21 protein-coding genes and 2 pseudogenes are annotated in these 22,644 nt (G+C 60.8%); 12 read left to right on the forward strand and 11 right to left on the reverse strand.

Features of this window, described 5'->3' with window-relative positions; genetic code table 11:
• The first annotated feature begins 36 nt into the window (after nucleotides 1–36).
• The 8 genes from AYJ54_RS24155 (at nucleotide 37) to AYJ54_RS54070 (ending at nucleotide 7,527) form a co-directional block, all read left to right on the forward strand.
• Nucleotides 37–936: a branched-chain amino acid ABC transporter permease gene (locus AYJ54_RS24155; protein ID WP_063702753.1), complete on the forward strand. Its 900-nt coding sequence runs from the start codon at nucleotides 37–39 to the stop codon at nucleotides 934–936.
• A complete protein-coding gene (locus AYJ54_RS24160) occupies nucleotides 936–1,859 on the forward strand; it encodes a branched-chain amino acid ABC transporter permease (protein WP_063702791.1) in 924 nt (307 codons plus the stop codon). Before AYJ54_RS24155 ends, AYJ54_RS24160 begins: the two co-directional genes overlap by 1 nt.
• Nucleotides 1,856–2,602 (forward strand): ABC transporter ATP-binding protein, encoded by a 747-nt coding sequence (locus AYJ54_RS24165; protein ID WP_063702755.1) that lies wholly within the window; start codon nucleotides 1,856–1,858, stop codon nucleotides 2,600–2,602. Before AYJ54_RS24160 ends, AYJ54_RS24165 begins: the two co-directional genes overlap by 4 nt.
• Entirely contained in the window at nucleotides 2,602–3,294 is a 693-nt protein-coding gene (locus AYJ54_RS24170; protein ID WP_063702757.1) for an ABC transporter ATP-binding protein, read from the forward strand. Before AYJ54_RS24165 ends, AYJ54_RS24170 begins: the two co-directional genes overlap by 1 nt.
• Nucleotides 3,278–3,961, forward strand: coding sequence for a DUF2848 domain-containing protein (locus AYJ54_RS24175; RefSeq protein WP_063702759.1), 684 nt, complete (start codon nucleotides 3,278–3,280; stop codon nucleotides 3,959–3,961). Before AYJ54_RS24170 ends, AYJ54_RS24175 begins: the two co-directional genes overlap by 17 nt.
• 34 nt (nucleotides 3,962–3,995) lie before the next feature.
• Nucleotides 3,996–5,342: an amidase family protein gene (locus tag AYJ54_RS24180; RefSeq protein ID WP_063702761.1), complete on the forward strand. Its 1,347-nt coding sequence runs from the start codon at nucleotides 3,996–3,998 to the stop codon at nucleotides 5,340–5,342.
• Between the two features lie 123 nt (nucleotides 5,343–5,465).
• Entirely contained in the window at nucleotides 5,466–6,953 is a 1,488-nt protein-coding gene (locus AYJ54_RS24185) for a lyase family protein (protein ID WP_063702763.1), read from the forward strand.
• A 211-nt stretch (nucleotides 6,954–7,164) separates the two neighbouring features.
• Entirely contained in the window at nucleotides 7,165–7,527 is a 363-nt protein-coding gene (locus tag AYJ54_RS54070) for an outer membrane protein (RefSeq protein WP_082905836.1), read from the forward strand.
• Here AYJ54_RS54070 and AYJ54_RS24190 read toward each other — a convergent pair.
• The 5 genes from AYJ54_RS24190 to AYJ54_RS24210 form a co-directional block, all read right to left on the reverse strand.
• Nucleotides 7,448–9,151, reverse strand: a complete 1,704-nt coding sequence (locus tag AYJ54_RS24190) for an FAD-dependent oxidoreductase (RefSeq protein WP_063702765.1) — start codon at nucleotides 9,149–9,151, stop codon at nucleotides 7,448–7,450. The genes AYJ54_RS54070 and AYJ54_RS24190 overlap by 80 nt on opposite strands.
• Before the next feature lie 110 nt (nucleotides 9,152–9,261).
• Nucleotides 9,262–9,963: an isochorismatase family protein gene (locus tag AYJ54_RS24195; RefSeq protein WP_063702766.1), complete on the reverse strand. Its 702-nt coding sequence runs from the start codon at nucleotides 9,961–9,963 to the stop codon at nucleotides 9,262–9,264.
• Nucleotide 9,964: 1 nt separating this feature from the next.
• Nucleotides 9,965–10,834, reverse strand: a complete 870-nt coding sequence (locus AYJ54_RS24200; RefSeq protein WP_245329116.1) for an ABC transporter permease — start codon at nucleotides 10,832–10,834, stop codon at nucleotides 9,965–9,967.
• Nucleotides 10,821–11,621, reverse strand: a complete 801-nt coding sequence (locus AYJ54_RS24205; protein ID WP_136623898.1) for an ABC transporter ATP-binding protein — start codon at nucleotides 11,619–11,621, stop codon at nucleotides 10,821–10,823. The genes AYJ54_RS24200 and AYJ54_RS24205 overlap by 14 nt, the downstream gene beginning before the upstream one ends.
• A gap of 1 nt (nucleotide 11,622) precedes the next feature.
• Entirely contained in the window at nucleotides 11,623–12,627 is a 1,005-nt protein-coding gene (locus AYJ54_RS24210; protein WP_063702797.1) for an ABC transporter substrate-binding protein, read from the reverse strand.
• Nucleotides 12,628–12,823: 196 nt separating this feature from the next.
• Here AYJ54_RS24210 and AYJ54_RS24215 point away from each other — a divergent pair, with 196 nt between their 5' ends.
• A complete protein-coding gene (locus AYJ54_RS24215) occupies nucleotides 12,824–13,642 on the forward strand; it encodes an IclR family transcriptional regulator (RefSeq protein ID WP_063702768.1) in 819 nt (272 codons plus the stop codon).
• A 141-nt stretch (nucleotides 13,643–13,783) separates the two neighbouring features.
• On the opposite strand, the gene AYJ54_RS24220 is transcribed toward AYJ54_RS24215, so the two are convergent.
• On the reverse strand, nucleotides 13,784–13,981 hold the full coding sequence (locus AYJ54_RS24220; protein WP_136623899.1) for a hypothetical protein: 198 nt from the start codon (nucleotides 13,979–13,981) through the stop codon (nucleotides 13,784–13,786).
• Nucleotides 13,982–14,240: 259 nt separating this feature from the next.
• On the opposite strand from AYJ54_RS24220, the pseudogene AYJ54_RS24225 reads away from it, so the two are divergent.
• The 3 genes and pseudogenes from AYJ54_RS24225 to AYJ54_RS54075 form a co-directional block, all read left to right on the forward strand.
• A pseudogene (locus AYJ54_RS24225) lies at nucleotides 14,241–14,612 on the forward strand (hydrogenase formation protein HypD); the annotation flags it as partial.
• Nucleotides 14,609–15,020 (forward strand): annotated as a pseudogene (locus AYJ54_RS24230) (AIR synthase related protein); the annotation flags it as partial. The pseudogenes AYJ54_RS24225 and AYJ54_RS24230, both read left to right, overlap by 4 nt.
• The gene (locus tag AYJ54_RS54075; protein ID WP_430641444.1) at nucleotides 15,006–15,173 is read left to right on the forward strand and encodes a hypothetical protein; all 168 of its coding nucleotides are present in this window, start codon (nucleotides 15,006–15,008) and stop codon (nucleotides 15,171–15,173) included. The pseudogene AYJ54_RS24230 and the gene AYJ54_RS54075, both read left to right, overlap by 15 nt.
• A gap of 352 nt (nucleotides 15,174–15,525) precedes the next feature.
• Here the strand turns inward: AYJ54_RS54075 and AYJ54_RS24235 are convergent, their stop codons facing one another.
• The 5 genes from AYJ54_RS24235 to ltrA all read right to left on the reverse strand — a co-directional run bounded on the left by AYJ54_RS24235 (nucleotide 15,526) and on the right by ltrA (nucleotide 22,015).
• Nucleotides 15,526–15,723, reverse strand: coding sequence for a hypothetical protein (locus tag AYJ54_RS24235; protein WP_063702776.1), 198 nt, complete (start codon nucleotides 15,721–15,723; stop codon nucleotides 15,526–15,528).
• 278 nt (nucleotides 15,724–16,001) lie between these two features.
• Nucleotides 16,002–16,895, reverse strand: coding sequence for a S1/P1 nuclease (locus AYJ54_RS24240; RefSeq protein WP_063702778.1), 894 nt, complete (start codon nucleotides 16,893–16,895; stop codon nucleotides 16,002–16,004).
• Between the two features lie 452 nt (nucleotides 16,896–17,347).
• Nucleotides 17,348–19,384 (reverse strand): phospholipase D-like domain-containing protein, encoded by a 2,037-nt coding sequence (locus AYJ54_RS24245; RefSeq protein WP_245329117.1) that lies wholly within the window; start codon nucleotides 19,382–19,384, stop codon nucleotides 17,348–17,350.
• Nucleotides 19,305–19,586 (reverse strand): hypothetical protein, encoded by a 282-nt coding sequence (locus AYJ54_RS50815; RefSeq protein ID WP_161491898.1) that lies wholly within the window; start codon nucleotides 19,584–19,586, stop codon nucleotides 19,305–19,307. The genes AYJ54_RS24245 and AYJ54_RS50815 overlap by 80 nt, the downstream gene beginning before the upstream one ends.
• A gap of 533 nt (nucleotides 19,587–20,119) precedes the next feature.
• Entirely contained in the window at nucleotides 20,120–22,015 is a 1,896-nt protein-coding gene (gene ltrA, locus AYJ54_RS24255) for a group II intron reverse transcriptase/maturase (RefSeq protein ID WP_063696148.1), read from the reverse strand.
• Nucleotides 22,016–22,644: the final 629 nt, after the last annotated feature.

Below are 22,644 nucleotides of genomic sequence, written 5' to 3' on the forward strand. Positions count from 1 at the left end.
GACGTTCACCTGATTCCAATCACAAGGCGTAGGCCGATGTTGAACGCAATCATCCCCTTGCTGCTGGACAGTCTGGCCAGCGCCGCGTTGATCTTCTTCGCGGCGGTGGGCCTGACGCTGGTCTTCAGCGTGCTGCGCGTCCTCAACGTCGCGCATGGCAGCCTCTATTCGATCGGCGGGTATGTCGCGGCATCGATCTGCCTGTTCATTGCGAGCCGGCAGCTCAACCCGTATCTGTCGTTCGCGGCGCTGCTGTTCAGCGCCGTCTTTGTCGCGGCCATATTCGGCCCGCTGATCGAGCGCGGCCTGGTCCGTTGGACCTATGGCAAGTCGGAGGCCGTGCAGATCCTGATCACGTTCGGGCTATTCCTCATCCTGGAGGACCTCCAGCGCGTGATCTTCGGCGTGCAGTCGTTCTACGAAGACGCGCCGATGCGATTGCTCGGCACGACGAGCATCGGTGGCGTCGTCTATCTCAACTACCAGATCCTCCTGATCGGGATGGCGCTGCTCGTTGTCATCGGGTTGCGGCTCCTGATCAACCACACCCGGCTTGGGCGCCTGATCACGGCCGTCGTGACCGACCGCGAGATGGCGCAGTCGATCGGCATCGATACCAACCGCATCTTCATCCTGGCGTTTTCGCTCGGCGTGTTTCTCGCGGCCTTGGGAGGCGCTCTGGCGACGCCGACGTCCGGCATCGCGCCGGGGCTCGGGGCCGACACCATGGTGCTCGCCTTTGCGGTGGCGGCGATCGGAGGGCTCGGACAGATCGAGGGGGCTGCGGTGGCCTCGCTGATCGTCGGCCTGGCGCGCGTGCTCGCGATCTATCTGGCGCCGTCGCTGGATGCCGTTGCGCCCTATGCGGCAATGCTTGCCGTGCTCCTGTTCCGCCCTTACGGCCTGTTCGGGTCGGTGACAGCGCGGAGGATATGATGCGAACGATCCCTGCCGCTATTGCGGTCCTCATGCTGGCCGTGCTGCCGATCGCCGCGCCCTGGCTGCAATTCGTGCTGACGCTTGCGATCGCCAAGGGATTTGCGGCGCTCGGCGTTGCCGTGCTGCTCCGCGCCGGTCTGATCTCGATCGGTCATGCCATGTTCTTTGCCGCCAGTGCCTACGGGGTCGCGTTCCTGGCGCGCGCCGGCATCAATGATCTTGGCCTGCTTCTGATCCTATCTGTATTGGCGGGGGCACTCGCCGGTGCCGTCGCCGGATCGTTTCTCGTTCGCTATCGCGCGATCTTCTTCGCGATGTTGAATCTTGCCGTTTCCATGGTGTTCTATGCGCTGTGTGCCAAGCTCTACGGCGTCACCGGCGGCACCGACGGCATGCCTGTTCCGGTTCCGGCGGTCTTCGGCATCGTGTTCGCCGAGCCGGTGTTCAAGAGCGTCCTGTTCTATCTCAGCCTGGCGCTGATGGTGCTCGTCGGCCTTGCCGTCCAGCGTTATCTCAACAGCCCGCTCGGTCATGCGCTGTCGGCCGTCAATACCAACGAGATTCGGCTCGAATATTTGGGCATTCCGGTCTGGGCGGTTCTGCTGATCGCGTACGTCATCTCGGCGGCGCTCGCGGGTCTTGGCGGCGCGATCGCCGGCTTTGCGATCGGCCGCGTGGTCCCCGATTTCGCGTTCTGGACCGCATCCGGCCACCTCGTGCTTATCGCCGTGCTAGGCGGCATCGGCGGCGTGCCGGGCGCGTTCATCGGCGCCTTGTTCCTGGAACTGCTGCACAGCGCTGCGGTCACCGTCACGGATTCCTGGAATTTGATCGTGGGCATGACGCTGATCATCGTCATCATGTTCATGCCGCAGGGAGTCTATGGGTTGTTCGCGCGCAAGGAGGCGTCGAGCCTATGACGCGTCCCATCCTGGAAGCCAAGGGTCTCCACGTCGCATTCAACGGGGTCAAGGCCGCAGACGACGTCAGCATCGCGATCCATGACGGCGAGTTCCTCGCGATCATCGGCCCGAACGGGTCGGGCAAGACGACGCTGCTCAACATCTGCACGGGCTATATTCGTCCGAGGTCGGGCAGCGTGCTGCTCGACGGTCACGACATCACCCGCCTGTCGCCGCGCGCGATCGCGCGCCGAGGTGTCGCGCGCGCGTTCCAGATCCCGCAGCTCTTCTCCGCCCAGCGCGTGATCGACAACATGATGTTGGCGCTGGCGGCAACCGATGGTCTGTGGAGCGCGGTCCGGCCGCTGGAAACGGCGACGCGGCGCGACGAGGCAAAGGCCTTGCTCGATCTGGTCGGGCTCGCCGGTGATGCCGATCGGATCAGCAGCGCGCTGCCTGAAGGTCATCGCAAGCTGCTGGATATCGCGGTGGCATTGGCGCTCAAGCCGCGGCTCCTGCTATTGGACGAGCCGACGAGTGGCGTCAGTGCCCTCGAACGCTTCCCGCTGATGGAGGCGCTGATGAGCGCGCTGCGCCAGCGTGGCATCACGGCGCTGTTCGTCGAGCACGATATGGACGTGGTCGCCCGTTATGCGAGCCGGGTGCTGGTGTGGAATGCCGGTAATATCATGGCCCAGGGGCGGCCCGATGAGGTGTTCAGCAACGCGCAAGTTCGCCAACGTGTCGTGGGAGTAGCCTGATGCTCAGTCTCGACAAGGTCAGCGTCTCGATCGAGGGCGTCCGCGTGCTGCGCGGGGTCAGTTGCGAGATCATCGCGCGAAAGACGACGGTGTTGATCGGCCGCAACGGCGCCGGCAAGACCACGACGCTTCGTGCGATCATGGGTCTCATCGCGCATGACGAAGGCACGATCCGCCTCGATGCCGACGATCTCGGCAGCAGGCCCGCCTATACCCGCGCGCGGGCCGGCATCGGCTACGCGCCGGAGGACCGTCGGCTGATTCCGGAGTTGAGCGTCGAGGAGAACATCCGTCTTCCGGCGCTGGCTCTGAAGCTCGACCGTGCCGAAATCGCGCACAGGCTCGACGAGATCTATCAGCTATTGCCCGAGTTGCACGTGATGCGCTCCAGGCCCGCCGGCGGCGTTTCCGGAGGGCAGGGCAAGATGGTCGCGCTGGGCCGTGCGCTGACGGTGGCGCGCAAGGTCCTGCTGCTCGACGAACCCTTCCAGGGCCTGGCGCCGGCCCTCGCGCTGGACTATGCGCGCACGCTCGGCGAGTTGCGCAAGCACCGGCCAGAGCTCGCCATGCTGATTACCGAGTCTTCGCCGACGCTGCTCGACCGGATCGCCGACAGGACGCTTCAGATCGAGCGCGGTGAAGTCCTGGCCACATCGACCAAGGAGAGGGAATTCCATGTTGCTGCAATTTGATCGCCTCGCAAATGACCGGACAGACCGCGTCGGCGTCGAGATCCACTCTCTCATCATCGCAGGCTGGGCGGGCAGGGATGCCGCTGCCATCGAGCACCATATCGAGGAACTCGCCGCGCTCGGCATTTCACGTCCCTCGACGACGCCGCTCTACTACCGCGTCGCGGCCCAAACACTGACCCAGGAAAACCGCTTGACCGTGCTCGGCCCGGACAGTTCTGGTGAAGTCGAGCCGGTCATCGTGGCCATGGCAGACGGGCTCTGGGTCGGCATCGGGTCAGACCATACTGACCGCAAGGCGGAAGCGTCGGGCATCGCTCTTTCGAAGCAGCTCTGCGGCAAGCCGGTCGGCTCGCAGCTCTGGTGTTATGGCAGTGTCGAAGATCATTGGGACGAGCTGGTTCTTCGCTCGTGGGCGACGATCGACGGCAAGCGGGTTCTCTACCAGGACAGCCCGGTGTCCTCGCTGAGGACGCCGCGCGATCTCATCCGGCGCCACACCGGCTCAAGCACGCTGCCGGCCGGCACGTTGATGTTTTGCGGCACGCCCGGTGCGATCGGTGGCATTCGGCCGGGGACGCGCTTTGAAATGGAGCTGAGTGATCCCGTGCTCGACCGCAAGCTGACGCACAGCTACGACGTCGACGTGCTGCCAGTCGTTTCCTGATCCCGCCTCGCAAAAAACGGTGTCCGTGACAGCAATGAACGGTCGACCCAACCAATCTGCCGTTGCACGCCTTGAGACCGCGCTGGCACGGATCCGGTCGCCGGAAGCGGAGAACGTCTTCACGGCGGTATTCGCGGACAGCGCCCGGTGGGAGGCCGAGGCCGCAGATCGACGCGCCGCTGCAGGTAGCCCTCGCGGCCCGCTCGATGGCCGTATCGTTTCCGTGAAAGCGCTGTTCGGCGTTGCCGGTACCGTGACGAGTTCCGGATCTGCGGTCCTGCGCCGCCTGCCGCCGGCCGTTGAAGATGCTGAAGTCGTGAAACGGTTGCGGGCCGCGGGCGCCGTCGTCATCGGCAAGACACAGATGACCGAGTTTGCCTTTTCTGCGCTCGGCACGAATCCGCATGATGGCACGCCGGGCAATCCACGAGACCGCCAGCGCGCCCCAGGTGGCTCATCATCGGGCGCCGTGGTGTCGGTGATCGACGGCATGTCGGACATCGCCATAGGCAGCGATACCGGCGGCTCCCTTCGAATCCCGGCCGCCCTGTCCGGCGCAGTCGGCTTCAAGCCAACCAGCGGATTCGTGCCGACCGCCGGCGCGTTCTCGCTGTCATCGAGCCTCGATACGATCGGTCCGATTGCCTTGAACGTTGCCGACTGCTTCATGGCCGATCAGGTGCTTTCGGGGGAGGCCGCGCCGTCGCGGCTGCGGAGTGCCTCTCCCGGCACGCTCCGCCTCATCGTTGCCCGCGGGCGCTTGTTCGATCGCTGCGAGCCCGAGGTGCTCAGTGCGTTCGAGACTGCCATGGAGCGGCTTCGGTCGGCTGGCTTGCAGATCGAGGACGGTTCGATCGAAGCTGCTCTCGATCGTGTCGCGGGGATCGACCGGATCGGCACGTTTCCCTCCATCGAGGTCGGCGCGACGCTGCGTGGTCTCGGGCTGTCGAGCCTGGATGGGGTCGATCCGAAAACCCGCGTTCGCATCGAAGCCGGCGCCGCTATCCTCGGCACCGACTATGTGCGCATGGTGCGTCTCCGGAAAGCGGCGATCCAGTCCTTTGAACAGTCCTTTGGCAACAACGAGGTTTTCGTCCTGCCGACGACGCCGATCCGTGCGCCGCTTCTGTCGTCGGTCGAGGAGGACGCGACATTTCACGCGTTCAACGGGCTCGTGCTGCGCAATCCTCGCGTCGCCAACATGCTGGACTGCCCGTCGATTTCGTTGCCTTTGCCGTTCAGCGCGGGGCTGCCAGTTGGGCTCATGCTGATCGGCCGACGAAATGCGGACCGGCGCCTGTTGGAGATAGCATCCAGCGTGGAATGTATACTCGAAGCCGGTCCAGACAATTCGGGCAGACGTCTCAATACCTCGACATGAATCCAATGATGGCGTAGTGCGTGTCGTTCCGACCGGCGTGGAGCAGGTATTCGCGATGGACTACGATGCGTTCACCAAGCGGCTACGCACGAAGATCATGAAAGACTTCTGGGGGAGGGTTCCATGACCAAGCAACATCTCGGACCGGTCGTGGCGGCAGCCACCCTGTTCTGCGCCTCCGTTGCCTATGCCCAACCAGCGCATGATGGCTTCTACTGGATCGGCGAGATGAACAAGGCTTCGGCGGTCATGGTTGTTGACACCAAGATCGTGGAACGGGATCTGGGTCGCAAGATTGCCGCGGCCGTCGCGAAGGTGATCCACGATGGCGAGCAGCCGGACGCATCCCGCCCTGATGATTACCTCCGCGTCGAACCCATGCTGATAGCGTCCGGGGGAGCCGACGTCACACGGCTGCACTCGGGCCGCAGTCGTCAGGACATGTATTCCACGTGGCAACGGCTGGTGTTGCGAGAGACGTACCTTGATAATGCGGCGAGCCTGAACGACTACCGAACAGCGCTGCTGAACCTTGCACGGACCGCGCCGGACGCCATCATGCCGGCCTTCACGATGGGTGTACAGGCGCAGCCGATTACGTTGGGCCACTACATCTCCGGCTATTTGGGCGCGCTTGAACGGCAAGCCCAGCGTGTCAAGGAAAGCTACGCACGTCTCAATCTCTCGCCGCTCGGAGCTGCCGCAGTCGGCACATCGAGCTTTCCCATCGATCGCAGGCAGCTCGCTGCTCTCCTTGGATTTGACGGTCCGATCGAGAATTCGTTCGATGCGAACCATGTCTCGCCATTCGACCTCGACGTCGAGGTCGCGGGGCTGGCAACCGCTTCCGCGATAACCAATGGCGCCCTGATGGCAGACCTTCTGGACCAGTATCGGCAGATCCGCCCCTGGTTCCTGCTGGCGCCCAGCGAGACGACCCCGAGCAGCATCATGCCGCAAAAGCGGAATCCCTTCCCGATGTTGCTCGCCCGCGAACAAGCCACTCGGACTTTGGGGCTGGCTCAAAGCGCGGTCATGCTCGCGCACAATATCGGGCCGGGCGTCATCGAATATCGCGGCGATGCTGCGAACAATGCGCTGCGGGAGGCCACGCAGCTACAGGCCGCCATGGCGAGCCTCGTTCGAACCCTGCGCTTCGATGCCTCCCGCGCGCTCGAGGAGGTGAATGGCGACTATGCAACGACGACCGAGCTGGCCGACGTGTTGCAGCGAGAGGCCAACGTCCCGTTCCGCGTCGGCCACCATTTCGCGTCCGAGCTCGTGAATTTCGGACGTGGTCACGGCCTTCGGGCGTCCGAATTGCCTTACGAGGACGCAAAGAGAATCTTTGCGCAATCGACCAAGGGCCTGCTTGGTCAAGAGGCTGCCTTTCCGTTTTCCGAAGCCCGTTTTCGGGAAATCCTGACGCCCGAGAACATGGTCCGCTCCAGCCGCGGCCTGGGCGGCCCACAATCAGCAGAAGTCGCCCGTATGCTCGTCGCCCAGGAAGCACAACTCGCGGCAGATAAAGGCTGGCTCGATGGTCGACGATCCGCCCTTGCGAAGGCATCCACGGAGCTGGATGTGGCATTCAATCGTCTCAAGGACTGAAGGCTCCTGCAGCCTTCAACCGTGAGACAAGCCGGACGAGGTGCCACATGTTCGCCGTCGCGATCCGCAGCAGGCCCTCCTTGCTCCTCTTGTGATTTCTCTTGGCTAGCGGACGTCAGCCAAAAACGTGTCGTCGAATCCGGCCGCACTTTTAGCCAGCGCGAATGGCGACGGCTAACTGGCGCGCGGGCGTGGCGCCTTTGTTTACGGAATGGAGCTTTCTGGCTCTGCGGCCGATATAAAGGGGTCATCGATCAGTCAGCCGGGACCATTCAGCGCTCAAGACGTGTTTGGAACAAGGATTACCTCCTTCTTCCTTGCGAGCGCCAGGCTGGGTTATACCTCAGACAATTGGCTGTTCTATGTGAAGGGTGGCTATGCGGGAGCACACGTAAAAACGTCGGCCGTCGACACCGGGCCGCCCACCACTGGCGCAGGTTATGATCAGCGTTGGCACCACGGCTGGAACCTGGGTGCTGGCGTCGAATATGGAATCACACCGAACTGGAGCATTGCACTCCAGTACGACTACATCCAGCTTGCTTCACTTTACCTCGCGATACTCCCGAAATGAGCTGAATGAGATGCCAAGCCTCGGCCGGCGCACTGTTCGCTCGCCAAGCCACGTGCTGATCGGGTCGCACCAGAACCAGACCGTGTTCGAAAATGACTGGCGTGTCCTGCGGGTCGACGTCTACGACAGCAAGCGGAATGCCGAGTGTCTTAGCGGTATTGACAATCGGTGCAACGTCAATGTCCCTGTTGCGACGAACGAGCGTGTAGTCCGGGCCGAGCACGTCGTAAATCGAGCGACCATCCGCCAGGAAGAAGTGCGGGAAACGGCAGCCCGGCACGGTCGACGGCGTAAAGGCACCCATTGCGTAGGGCGGTTGCGCTTCTTCGTCGTATGCGATCAGAGGCGACTGATCGTAGTAATAGCCGAAATTGAGGCCTGAACAGCAATACTGGTTCACGTTGAGATCGTAGACCTTGCTGCCGATCTGGCGTCGGATTGTGTCTCCCTCGGGGCCCGCGGCCTCGATGTTCGGCGGTACTTCTCGACGATGCTTCGCCACTTCGAACGCGTGATTCATGGCGAAGCGCGAGACCTGGTCGGTGATGGGCATTCGCTCTGCTTCATACGCGTCAAGAATCGCGGGGGCACCCCACCCCTTGAGGCGGGAGGCCAGCAGCCATGCCAGATTGGCGGCATCCGCGATCCCGGCATTCATACCGTAGCCCGCGAATGGCACCCAGATGTGAGAGGAATCGCCGCAGAGGAAGACCCGCCGGTCCCGAAAGCGGTCGGAAATAAGTCGACGGCCGAACCAGTCCTCCTTCGAGATGATCTCGTAGGAGAAGTCAGGTCCGACGCCAAGTATCGTGCGAATTGACTGATCGCGGTCGACCGAATCGAAATCCGCTTCGTCGTCATTGAGATAATTGTGGACCAGCCAGGTCTCTCGGCCATCGATCGCATAGGCAATGCCGCATCGACGAGGGTTCATCGAGAAGTTACCCCAGGCGAGCGGCTTGGGCATCAGCTTGGCCAGCTCAGGCGCGCGCAGGTAGGTGGACTGCACACGCTGCACGACGGCGTCGCCCACCATCTTCGCGCCGATCTGCCGGCGCACCAGAGACCGGCCACCGTCGCAACCGATCATATACTGCGCGTGGAATGTAACGGCGCTGCCATTGTCCAGCGACGTTGCCCGTGCGGTCACGGCGTCATCGTTCTGTTCGAAGCTTTCCAGTGAAGCCCGATTGACGATCCTGATGTTCGACATCGCAGCGGCGTGGTCAAACAAGATCGGTTCGAGGAAAATCTGGTTGATGCGATGAGGCGGTTCGGGGGTCGGCCAGTCGGTATCGGGCCCCTGCTCGCCGGACCTTCGACCGTTCGCCGACGGGATAACGATGCGCGCCAGCTCCTGTCCGGTGGCCGTGGTCCGATACACGACGTCATGCGGATAGTCAGGCGGCAGCCCGTTGCTGCGGACTTTGACTGCGACGCCCAATCGTCTGAAAATTTCCATCGACCGTGCGGATACGTGATTGCATTTCACGTTGGGCGGTTCGCCCGCGGCTCGCTGCTCGACGATCACGACGTCGATGCCGCGTGAGGCGAGATCCATAGCAAGCGTCAGACCAACCGGCCCCGCTCCCACGATAAGTATACTAGACTTGATGCCCGACACATCCGCCTCTTGAGTTGGGAAATAAGAAAGAAGACACTCCTGGTCACTCGAAGAGCTGACCATGCCGGCCGGAGGAGCGAGCCCTCCGGCGCTGTTACGACAATGTGAACCTACGCGGTTGCCTTCCGAGGCTGAGAGGTATCCAGCCTGGCCAGCAGTTCGTCGGTCGAAATCACCTCGCCGAAATACTGCATGATTGCAGCCAGCGATGCGTTGTGCTCGGCATCGGTATGTGTCGCGTTCGCATCCGACAGAAAGAACGTGCGATAGTTCAGCATCATCGCATCACGGGCAGATGCCTCGCAGCAGACGTTGGTCAAGGTGCCGACGATCGCGACAGTATCGATCCCGTTCTTGCGCAGGAGCGCATCGAGGTCCGAAGAAGCCTGTATGAACGCGCTGTAGCGGGTCTTTTGCAAGACGATGTCTTCGGGCTTCACCAGGAGATCGGCGTGAAGTTCGTGCCCCTTATGACCCGGGCTCAGTTCTCGAATCATGGCCTCCCGACGATCTGGCTTCATGAAGTATTCGAACCAGGTGTTCCAGCTTTCCGTCTCTTCGTGGATGGTCATCTTGACCCAGACCACGACGCCTCCGCGCTCGCGGAAGCCCTGCGCGAGCTTGTTGATTTGCGGAATGATGTCCGTTGCGCCTGAAACCTCGGCTGGCATGCCGGGCAGCAGGAACGCATTCTGCATATCGATCACAACAAGAGCGGCGCGGGCACCGTCAACGCGGCCATAAAGGCTCGGGCCGCCGCGGCGAAGGTTGACGCGCTGCATGACTTCGTCGGGTATGACGACCTTGTGCATCTTAGTTCTCCGCTCGAATGAGTCGTACGTCCGTGATCCACTTCTCCAGCAGGGAGATGCCGACGAACAGAGCGAGGGAAATAACGCCGAGGATCACGATCGCGCACATCACCATGTCCATCTGGAATATCTGGCTGCCGTAGACGATGAGATAGCCCAGCCCCGCTTTGGCGGACTGAAACTCTCCAACAATTACGCCGACCAGGGACAGGCCAATATTGGCCTTCATGGCAGCAACGATGACCGAACGGTTCGCCGGCAGCACGACCTTCGTCAGGATCTGCCATGTGGTCCCGCCTAGCGTCCGGACAAGCTTGACCTTGTTCTTGTCGGTCTGCTCGAATCCGATGTGGACCATCAGCAGAACGATGAAAACGGCGACGGCGATGGCGATGCCGTAGATAGACAAGGCCGGTCCGAGCCAGATGTAGAAGATTGGCACAAGCGCGATCTTCGGGACGGCATTGCCGACAACCAGAAACGGGTCGAGTATTCGCCGTGCGGTCGGCGCAAGCCAAAGCCACACCGCGAGCACCACGCCAAGCGCGGTACTGGCGACAAAGCTGGTGATCGTCTCGACGAGCGTCACCCAGGTGTGCTTGAACAGGACGCCGTCCTGAAGGAGCGTGATCATGCTGCTTGTGACGGCAGACGGGTAGCTGGTGAGCAATGGGTTGACCCAGAGCATCCGGGCGGCCACCTCCCAGACAACCAGGAAAGCGGCAATCAACCCGAGCTGCGCTGCGACGATCCCGATCCTGCGGCGGACCTGGGCGCGCTGCCAGTTGAGATAGGCGGGGCTGGCTTGGCGGCCTGCCGGAGCGGGAGTCGCGATTTCGCCGGGCATTTTGCCCACATCAGACATGGACATCGAGATCCTTCCAGATTGCCTGGAACGCGTGGTTGAAGGCTGGCAGCTCGCGCAGCTCGAGGCTGGAGGCGCGCTCACGATCGGCGACAGCGAAGTCGATGACGTGTTGAGACTTGATCCGGCCGGGCCGACGCGACATGACGAGCACCCGATCCGCCATCGCAACAGCTTCGTTGATGTCATGCGTGACGAGAATCGCAGTCTTGCCTTCGCTACGGATGATTTGCGCGATCTCATCGGAGATCGCGATCCGGGTCTGAAAGTCCAGCGCGGAGAAAGGCTCGTCCAACAGGAGGATGCTTGGATCGAGGCACATCGTCCGGGCCAAAGCCGCTCGCTGCCGCATTCCTCCGGAAAGTTGATGCGGGAAGTGTGCCTTGAAATCGCGGAGGCCGTAGCGGTCCAGCAATCCTTCCGCGCGCTCATGGGCGGCAGCGCGATCGTGACCGCGCAGCTCGGGTCCGAGCAGCGTGTTCTCGAGAATCGTGCGCCACTCGAACAGTGTATCTTGCTGCAGCATAAAGCCGATCGCCGCTGACGGCTCGCTCACCGCTTGCCCGTCAATGGATACCGTGCCACTCGTCGGCGCGATCAATCCGGCCAGCAGCGACAGGAGCGTGCTTTTGCCGCAGCCGGATTGACCGACGATGCTGACGATTTCCCCGACTCCGATCTGAAAGGAGACCGAGTCCAGCGCCAGGGTTTCCCCTGAGGGCGTAAAATAACTCAGCGAAACGTCGTTGAACGCAAGCCTCGCTGCCCGTTCTGTGCCTGCCGCGATCGCCACGTCACTTCGCTCCAGCGTCAAAGAACTGACGGGTCACCACGCTATCGTAGCTGACCTTCTGAGACTCCTTGAGAACGCCGCCCGTAACCTGCAGCTTTTGCAGGGCCTCGACGGCCTCGGGCCGGATTTCCGGGGTCCGCTTCCAGAGGCCCGACATGCGCTGACGATCCACTGCCGACTCGATCAGATCGAGCGACACGCCCGGGAAGAACGGAGCAAGCAGCTTGGCGGCTTCGGCCGGCGTGGACACCGCCATCCATTCGAGGGCACGACCGATCGCCTTCGTCCAGCCGCGAGCGACTTCCGGATTCTTGGCGAGATATGCATCGGTCGCCATAAAGGCGGTGTAGTCGATCGGACCGACCGCTTTGCCGATGCTCGCGACGACCACTCCCTTTTTCTCTTTTTCCAGCTTCGAGGCGTCGAGTTCAAAGAAGGTCGCATAATCGCCCTGACCGCTCAGGAACGCTCCAATCCGCGCCGGAATACCGATATTGCCGACCAGATTGACGTCTTTGGCCGGGTCAAGGCCGTGTTGCCGCAGCGCCTCGTCCAGGAACAACGCCGGCGTCGTGCCTCGACGGAACGTCAGAATCGTCTTGCCCATGAGGTCCTTCCAATCGAATGGCTTGTCATCGCGGCTAACGAGAAAGGTTCCGTCCGACGTCGTGAGGCCACAGAACATTTTGACCTTGGTTGGCGACTGGCTGCCCTGGACGTAGATCGCAGCTTCAGGGCCAACCAGCGCGATATCCATTTCGCCCGACAGCAAGGCCGCCATGGCTTTGTCACCGCCCTGCGAGGCGGTGTATTCGACGCGAATGCCCTGGTCTTTGAAATAGCCGAGACCGTCGGCGATGTAGAGCGGTGAGAAGAAGATGTGGTGGACCGTTTCGATCAACGCGACCTTCTTCAGCTCCTGAGCTTTGGCCGCATTTGGCGCGACGAGGCCAATGCTTGTCGACGTGGCCAAGAGCCCTAGCGCAAATAGTTGCTTGAGTTTCACCGTGCGACCTTCCACTTGTCCGCATATCGGACAATTCAGAACTATTTTCCGATTAGAATGTCATCTGGAACGGCAGTCAACTGCCGATCAGGCGAGATATGCGGCAAGGAGCCGATAAATTTTGCAGGCGGTGAGGTCTTGAAGCGCGTCCGAATATCGGACAAAGTGGGAGCGCAGTTGAGGATCAGCACCCGTCATGAAGAGAGGCCGCACCAAGCGCCAGGCAAACCCCAAACCCTCCTTGACGAAGGTTGAGCTGGGGGCAGGCAGCTTCAATCGCGCTGTCCTGATCCTGCGCTCTCTTGCGCAGGACGCCCATCGCGGAACTTCCATTCGCGACATCGTCATCCGGACAGGCCTGCCCCGCCCCACGGTGCACAGAGTTCTCAACCAACTCATGGACGCGAACTGGATCGAGGAGGGCGACGGCGCCCAGATCTATCTTGGCAAGGATTTGGCCTGTCTGGGCCTTGCGGCCATTGTCAGACATCCACTCCAACGCATCGCCGACCAGGCACTCGAACGCTTGGCGCGCGAAATGGAGCAGACAGTCTACCTAACCTTACGAGTAGGGTACGAAGCCGTGTGCCTCGCCCGGTATGAGCCCGAAAATCCTATCCAGACACTGGTGCTTCAAGTTGGAACGCGTGAGGCCCTTGGCATTGGTGCTGGCGGTATGGCCATTCTGGCCTCATTGCACGAAAGCGAGGCACGTCAAATAATCGAGAAGAACATGCAGCGGTATCGGCAGCGCAGCAACTTCGACGAAGCTGCGTTCCAGCGAGCGCATGATGTGGCTCGAAGCCGTGGGCACGCTGCTCATGATGGGCTCTTCCGAAAAGGACTTAGCGGAATCGGGGTGGCCGTCAAAGATGCAGCGAAAAATCCTCTCGCCGCGATAAGCACGGCATTTGTCTCCGACTGGTTGGACCAAAGCCAACGCGATCACTGTGCGAAACTCTTGCAGAAGGCAGCAGCCGATCTGTCCGACGAGCTATCGCTCTCTCGTGGCTGAAACTCCGCTTTGAAGTATTGCGCGTTGTGACTGCCTTCACGCCCGGGCCTAGCCGTTGGTGGACTTTCCGGGCGGAATTCATTGTATCGACACCTGACCGACTTGCACGGTCCACTCGCAGGTTGCTCGACCGGCGCTAGGTCACCGATAGAAACGCATACCCGCGGCTTGGTCTTCGTTTGCGAAAATGTCGCTGAAGCGATAATCGCGTGGAGTACTCGCAGCACACTCGTAGCGAACTCGAAGGCGCAGTGAAGTGCCGAGACCGACTGGACGCTTTTTCATCTCGATAATTTCGACGGAGCGGTCGAAGGAGTGGCTGGTGATCGGAAACAGCACCAACACGTCCTCACCTTTAGGCTGGCAATCCTTACACCTACCGCGGTCGGCGTGCACGCGCATTGAGCGCGACTGGTTGGGCCCTACTTCGCATTGAGCCCTGATCCGGCGCTTCGCGCCACCTTCGTCCTACGGGAGAGAAGGAAAGATATTTCCAGCAGCGGGGGCCGAAAACTTCGTTACCGCCTGTAAATCGGGTTGTTTTGCTTTCTTCTGTTCTGATCGTCTGACGCGCTGATTGGCGCGGTTCGGTCTGGGCCGCGCGGTCACCCGCGAGGGCAATCTGCGCGCTAAGGAGGAAGTTTCGGATATCTTCGAGTTGCGCGACCAATTCGAATGGCGCGGCCTTGGGCTCGTGCCATATAGCGGACTGAAGCTGAAGCGTGCCTATGCCGAGTTTGATGCCGAGATCCGTTTCGGCATGAATGAGCTTCGCTTCGCCGACAATCCGGCCTGCGAATGCGGTGCAATTCTGCGCGGGGTGAAGAAGCCGATCGGCTGCAAGCTGTTCGGCACAGTCTGCACGCCGGAGACCCCGATGGGATCCTGCATGGTCTCCTCCGAAGGGGCATGCGCCGCGCACTGGTCTTACGGCCGCTTCCGCCACCATCAGCAGAGGCAGGTGTCATGAAGGCCTATCAGCGCAAGCTCGATATCAGGAATGGCTGCGTCGACCTGTCCCACGGCTCCGGCGGACGGGCGATGTCACAGCTCATCTCCGGCCTGATCCACGAAGCCTTTGGCAATGAATGGTTGGCGCGCGGCAACGACCAGTCGGCCTTCGACGTCGGCGGCGGGCGCATGGTGATGACGACCGACGCTTATGTGGTCTCGCCGCTCTTCTTCCCTGGCGGCAATATCGGCTCGCTCGCAGTGCACGGCACGGTCAACGACATCGCCATGGCGGGCGCGCGGCCGCTTTATCTGTCTGCAAGCTTCATCATCGAGGAGGGCTTTCCCTTTGCCGATCTGAAGATGATCGCCGACGCGCGCGGGTGTTTACATCATCACCGGTGATACCAAGGTGGTCGAGCGCGGCGACCAGTTCGTCGTCGGCCTGCGCCTTGGCCGGCGGGCAGGAGCGATCCTACCCGCGGCCGACGACCATCACTTCGTGCAGATGGCAACGAGCTTCGGCGGCGGACGAATTATCGACTGGCTGTCGGGCGAGCAGCTGCCACGGATCTGTTGAGGCTTGCGATGCGCATTCGCGCATTCTGCTGCTGTCACACTCCTAAAACAACCTGACGCAGCGGCTTCATGTCGAGCTCAGGGACAGGACGGAAGCCGGCAGCCCTTATCCTCCAGGATATCTGACAGCAGAAGTTCATCCGACCCCAGATCGCCGGCTTGGCGACCGCGTTTCGGGTCCCGTACGGTTGAATTGATGAGGCACGCGAGCCTTGTCAGCCATAGGCTTCGCATTTGAAGCAGCGCCAGACCAGCGGCCCCTTCTCCCTTTGCCGAGGGGCCAGCGTCATGATCCCCTTGCAGCGCGGACAAAGACAAATTGAGCTCGAACGGGAGATCGAGATACCACCAGGCTAGCTGGTGATATCCGAAGGCAATTCACGCCCGTTTGGCGCACTCGCGTTGCGGGCCAGAGCCGCCGTCTCCTCGGCCAACCGCTCAGCCATTTCGATGACTTTGTTCCGCGCAGCCTGATCGCCTATACGCAGAAAGGCGTGGATTAGCCGAAGACCTTGCTCATCGCGCAGAAGGGATGGGCTGTCGTCATTCATGCTCGGGGCTCCCTGTCCCCGAATTCTGTATGCATTCTGCTGTCGCTGCAAGGCCGTGCACAAAAGGTCCGCCGCTCAAACCAGCCGTACCCCACCCGCACCGGTGGGGCGATACCTCGAAGGCTGCTTTGCCCCTGAGGCCACCGCTGCGGGAACGATACCTACATGACGCGCGTGTTCCGTACGCCCAGTGTTCGACACCTCCGAGATAGCAAAGAGCGGTCGGTCGGACACTGCGCCTATGGGGGGCGGGTGCTTGGGGCCCGCCACCCGCTCGTCTATGGCCTTCGTAGCGCCTGATTGAGAATCATCGCGAGCCGCACCCCGGCCTTGCTGAGCTGCAACGCGGCATCATTCGTCGCCATTGCGACGTAGTCGTCGCTTAGCCGAAAACTGCCACGCTGGTTGGGCGGAGGAAGCTCGCCATAGGTGTCAGCTTTGGATATCGCAAACGCCTCCTTGGCCCAATCACTAGGTCCGCCAGACTGCCACTGGGTCTGCTGCGCGCTCGTGATGTGGCCGATCAAATCCGAAGCGATCGTGCGGGCATCCGGCCCGAGCTGGTCGACAAACTCGGTATCCCAAAAATGATGCAGATTGCCTGCGCTGAGGCCCGAGGCCGAGACGCGCTTGTCGTTGCCGCCTCGATCATGATCATCGGAGCTGTGCAAGGGCTGATGTACGTCGCCCACGAAGTGAAGGAGGAACTTGAGGGCCACCACACGTTCCTCCGCGTCCGTGGCGGGATCGGTGAGCTCCGCTGCAAATTGCTGGATCTTGTCGACGACACAATCATCCTTTGGTCCGTCAGAAGCCGGCTTACCGTTCGGCACCGCCGGATGATTGAAGCACGCCTGGTCCAGGTTCGGCCCTGTGATCTCGATGTCCACGAAGTGCCACTGCCGCGTTCGCTCGCGTGAGTTGTCGACGTTCGCATCGCGGTATTTGTCGGCCCAGGTCGCGGCGGACGCGATATCGTGAGCGGTCAATGGGTCGGTGTCGGCTGCAAGCAGTGCATTGACGCGCTTGCGCACATCCGGCTCCAGAAACGACTGGGCTACCAGAGCAACCACTTGATGACCCTCATCGCCCCACGCGCTCGCGCTGTCGACGTGAGCGCAGTTTAGCATCGCGCCGAACGCCAGGACGGCGAGATTGAAAGCTGTTCGCATATATGAGCTCCTTCAGATGAATGATCAAAAAAAGATGGAATTGAGTTCGCCCGCGCCAAGGAAAGGGCTGGCGCAATGCATTCTGAACTTTGGCAAGGCGTATGAAGATCGGATCGGACTGACCGCGGACTGAACCAATCGACCAGCAGGTTAATGGTCTGCGCCAGTGGCGCGTCAGGCGAAGATGCAATGTTCACAAAATCAAGGCTCCCGCATAACCCCGTCTGTCGCAGCTGTGCGAAATGCTCCTCCCTCATCACAATTGACGGTTCGAAAGCGCGGCGCAGGCAAGTGGAACCCGCCGCCGACAATGATGACGGCAAGGGGAAGGGAAAGAAGCCGTCGCCACATCCTGGTGCCCCCAAAAAACGAGTAATCCCAAAGCGGTTCAGAAAATGAAGCGGCGCCAAGCCACCGCTGTGCAGCAAAAGAAGATACGTAACCTTGAACGGCTAACGTCCATTCAGGAAATACTGCGTGACGTCTCCCTTGTTTCCGTTCACGTAGCGGTCAAGCCAGCGATCGTTCAGGTCAATATGCCCCGAGAAGACCGGTTTGCCCTCGAGCTTGTTTTTCGCCTGCCAGGCTCGATAGCGATAGTGGTCGTAAACATCCAGGACATGCACCGCATAGGCTTGCGCCAGCCGCTTATCGCCGCGGATGATGAGCATGTTTTCGTCGTTTTCGTAGGAGGCCTTGTAACCGAGATTATGGCTCCCGGTTACAACGGTGCAGTTGTCCGATAGCGGATCGATCACGACGATCTTGTCGTGGACGATGGCCGTGCCCAGCTTGAGAATCTCCGCTTCGAAATCACCAAGCGCCGTTCCGGCTCCGAGGTTGCTTGCCCGCACGATGTGGGTATGGCGCGCGTCGTAAACATAGGGTTTGCGGGCTGCGGCCTCTTCCGGTGTTTCGTCGTCCTCCTCCCCATCCTCGGCTTCTTTGGCCTGATAGCCTGGCATCGCGGTGGGATCGCTGATGGCACCGACCACCAGTAGATCGGGCTTGGTCTCACCGGCCTGTCGTGCCGTTTCGATGATGCTATAAAGGCCGCCACGTGCCGGCAAGAAGGCCAGGAAGAATATGGCCTGCTGGGCGTTCTGCATCAGCTTGAAGAGCGCATCGAGATCGGGGGGCGCCTTCTTGATATTCCGCGTCTTGGCCTTGGTGTTCGGCGAAAACCAGAGTTGAGCCGCAGATGAAGTCAGGTTTGCGGGGACAACCTCTTGGTTCTCCTGGCGCAAGTCGGCGCCTTGAACATTCTTGCCGCCCGGCGCCGAGGGAGGGTCGGGATCCTCGATCTCATCGTCGTGCAGGCGCTGCCAATAAGCCCGATAACCTTCGGCAATCCCGGCGTTCTCGATAACGATCGAATTATTGGTCTGTCCGCAGAGCCCAAGCGAGGTCCAATTGGTGCTGCCGGTCATGACAGCCTGGGCGTCTCCATGCCCGTCCAGATAGACCGCAAACTTGTTGTGGCCAATGTGCCGGTTGTTGAACAGCCGGTTCTGGACCTCGACCCTGGCAGCCTTGAGCGTGGCGCGTGCCGGCGCGTTGCGCTTGTCCCACTCACCTGTTTCGCGGTCGGCGCTCGAATTGGAGAGGATGATCTTGACGATCGACTTGTTGCGGATGAGCAGATCGATCAATTCAGGACCGTCCAGCTCATAGAGCGCGAGCAGCACTTGGCCGCCCTCGGCAAGCGCGCGATCGATCATGCTCTTGAGAAACAGGATGAGATCGCCTGACAGATACTCCCGTATCGCACTATGCTGATCCTGCACTTCGGCGATCAGGACATCCTTGTTGAAAGCCTTGTTCTGCTCCTCGATCGCATGGCGCAGCCACTGGCCGGCGATGATTCCATTATTGAAAGCCGCCTTCACATCCCCATAGTCGGACGTAACGACGATCTCATTGGTCTCGACCGCAGGTCCGAGGTAGCCGAGCGGTATCACTGGGCCATCATAGGTCTTCTTTTGCCGCACCGGCACGGGCTCCAGGCCGCTCTCCATGCGTCCGACCGGCCGGATCTCGTATTTGACCCGCACATTGTCGGGCCGTCGCTCGGCCCGGTCCCTTCGTTTCCGCAAAGTCAGGTCGCGCCAGTTGGTCTTCTGGACGGGCCACACACCCGTATCCTGCTCTTTCCAGCCGTGATTGTGCTGGCCTTCGAACGGCACCCAGGCGGACAGAGCACGGCGCTCACCTGTCTCGGGATAGATCCGGACGATATCGAAACCCAGACAGCCCGGGATCATTTCGTCGACGTCCCAAGCGATAAACGCGACCTCGTTGTTGCAATAGGCGACCGCACGCGTGATCCCACCCATCAGCCCCTCCTGGCAATTCGCGAAGTGATTGTCTCTCTGAAAGATGACAATCGCAAGATGTAAGGATAAAAAATCATCTCGCGGGCGCGAAAGCCGCGACGCCGCCGGCGCTCCCGGAGAAGTTTGGACTTGCCAACACGTCGCCGTAGCCAACAAACGACATCGGCGCCCGCTGGCTTGCACGGATGGCGTTGAGCAGCATCTGCCTATTGCTGGAATCCCAGATCGCTTGATCGTAGGCGTCAGCCTTGTCGACAAGCTCGGCTCGCGTACAGGCGCTGCAGGTCACCAGCACCAGAAACAACAGGCTTAAAATGGGAATGGATGAAGATGCGCGGCTATAAAGCGCCCCCATGAGTGCCCCCTGTACATTAAAAATAGAACGCGCTGAAATTGCGGCCTGAACTATTTCATCTGGCAATTGATCGGTCTAGTCGAGAAAATCGTATTGCCCGCTTTAAGAACGCGCACCGGGCGCGTTGGACGCAGGAATTCGGCCTGGACCAGACAGATGCGAGAGTTGGGGCAGTCAAACAGTTCGTTGAGCGAGGCAGTGCTCATGGTCTCCCTCGTCATTCGATAATCGGGTGATAGCGCTATCGCCGCGCATGACATTTAGTCTCAAGCAGGCTTTTTTGACTCGGGTGCCGTTGAAGCGGCTTTGAAGGGCGTTCAAAAGTCGTTTGAAGATCTATTGGCCCGAGAAGTCCGGCGCCACGATCAGATCGAGCACATGTCGGTCAAGTGATTCGGCTGTTCTGCCAGAGAAGCCGTCACTTATCGCACAAGCGTCAGGGCGCGTCCGCTTCCGCGGAGCAGGCTTTCGTGAACCGGGCCGCGAACGCGTCCCGGTAGGGTAGGCGTGGAACACCTCCGCGGAGGATGTCCCTACGCCTCCCCCCAAACCGTGCGGGCACCTTTGCGATGCACACGGCTTTCCATATGCGTATACTCTCGATTGGAAACGGCCACCCGGCACGACGGGCACAGGACGATCGTCTTGCGCCGCCAGCCGGACCGTTTCCAGACTATCAGCGACCCACTCTGCAGGTCTCGAACGCGGCGGAGGTGATGCATCTCGAATGGTCCTGTCGCGCCGCCACATGCTTCGCATCGGCGAGCATGCAGCCGGTCGATTAGGTCATTCGAGTTTATGACCCACCACGCGCCTCTTGTGAGATCGTCAATTCCTTGACTTATCCAAAAGGTTCGCGTGAGGTGCTTCAGTCTCCACAGTTTGATCGTGCGAAGCTTGCCTCGGACTACAGAGGACACCTCGTAATCCGACCCTTTCCACAGACGGGCCATGATTTGTGCCCTCGTCGTTCGATGGCGCAACGCCAGCGTCTTGATGAGGCTGCGGAACACAACGAGCTCCAGCACTCCCAAGGCACGTTTGTTGTCATCGGCAAACGAGTAATAGTTGGCAAAACCACGGAACTCCGAGTTATAGGCGAGCACGGTCGCGGTGTCGCTGGTGACCAAGAACTGCTCACGAGCACGGCCGGTCTTCCTGGCGAGGTCGCCATACCCATGCCGTTTGCAGAACTCGGTTATCCGCTTGCGTGGCACACGCAGACTGATGTTGCCGGTAGTCGGCCGACGCGTAACGCGCCATGTCCGTGCTGCCGGTCCCTTGCGGTTGGACTTTCGTCCACCCCCGTAGGACGTGTACGCCGCGATGCGGTAGCCGAGGAAGGTCACTCCCTTTGAAGCGGCCTGAATCCCACTCTTCTCAGGCGAGATCGCGAGCTTCAGCGTCTCTGTCAAGAATCGCTCAACAGAGGCCATGGTCTCACGAGCCTCCTCCTTGCTGCCGATGATGCCGATCAGGAAGTCGTCGGCGTATCGACAGTAGCGGAGCCTTTTGAAATTGGGATCCATGGGATCGACGGAAGGTAGTTTCCGTCTCTCCTTATTGATGGCTTTGATCTCTGCCAATGCGGCATTGATCTCGGCCAGCTCCGCGCCGTTGGCGCGCAGCCGCTCAATCTTCCGGCGGAGGCCCAGGACGCGCCTTTGCAACGCCGCATAGGGCGGGAATGCGCGTCGGTCGCGGCCTCTATCGAATCCCGCCCTCATTGTCTGCATGTGCTGATCCAGCTCGTGCAGATAGATGTTGGCGAGCAAGGGCGATACGACTCCGCCCTGTGGTGTACCGCTGTATGTGCGTCCATAGACCCAATCTTCCATGTAACCCGCTTTCAGCATTCCTTCGATCAGACCGATGAATCTGTCATCATCGATCCGCTTCTTGAGAAGCCTGAGCAGGACGTCATGGTCGATGTTGTCAAAGAACCCACGCACATCCACTTCGATCAGCCACTTGCAACCCGTCCAAGTCTTCTTGACGAGATTTAAAGCGGTGTGACAGGACCGCCTCGGGCGGAACCCATGCGACTCACCGAGGAACACAGGTTCATAGATTGCTTCGAGGATGGTCCTGACCGCCTCCTGAACGAGTCGGTCTTCCACCGTGGGAATTCCCAGCGGTCGTGTCTTGCCGTTGCCCTTCGGGATATAAACCCGTCGGACAGGTCGGAAGCGATATGTGCCCTCTGCCACGCGACGGGCGAGGTCGGCGAGCTTCGCCAGCGACATGCCGTCGAAGGTCTTGCCGTCAACACCAGGCGTCAAGGCTCCCTTATTTTGGGAGACCTTTTCGTAGGCCCGCTCAAAGAGAAATGGAGATCTCATCAGGCGGTGAAGGCCATTGATCCGCTTGCCCGACCGCGACAAGGTCGGAAGTGATTCAATTCTCCTCTGGATGGTAGCGGCCTGCATCAGCAGAACCTCTCCGTCGAAGAATCTCTTCTACGCATACTGCAAATGCCGTTTTTAGCGGCATCGTCCTTCCCCCGATCGGAGGCGCTTTCGATCCGGTCACCCGGCCTTATACGCATGATCGTCCGCCTTGCGGCGGCTGTCCCGGCCGTTACGCCAGGCATTTGGGTACTACGACGGCTCCGTCGCCATACAGGCTCGCGAACGAACCTGCTGCAGGCGATCCCGTAGTTGCGTGTGTGGGGAGTTGCGGTGTGTTTAGGTGTCCCATTTGCTTCCTTGACCCTCCGATGGAGGTCGTCCCACGCGGACTGGTGGCAGATCGCACTGGCCGGTGCGTTTTGCCCCGCGTGGCGTAGCGTGTCAGCCGCGTTCGCTACCGCCAACCCTTTAGCGACTGGAAACTGGGATTCAGGCAATACAGCTTTCACCGTGCACACCTTACTCTGTGCTCTCCACCGGGCTGCGGCGCCCGATTTCGAGACGTTTCCCGACATGCTCTGGTCCCGTTCCTCTTTCGAGGTCTCAGTCGTTTCCGACACCGGTAAGTCGGGCAAGTAAGAGCCAAACCAGTAGGCTCCATTCTTTCGAACACTCCCTTCTTCTTCACGCCACAACGGCGCACGCCC

The organism is Bradyrhizobium centrolobii, assembly GCF_001641635.1.
In the GTDB taxonomy this organism is placed as follows: domain Bacteria; phylum Pseudomonadota; class Alphaproteobacteria; order Rhizobiales; family Xanthobacteraceae; genus Bradyrhizobium; species Bradyrhizobium centrolobii.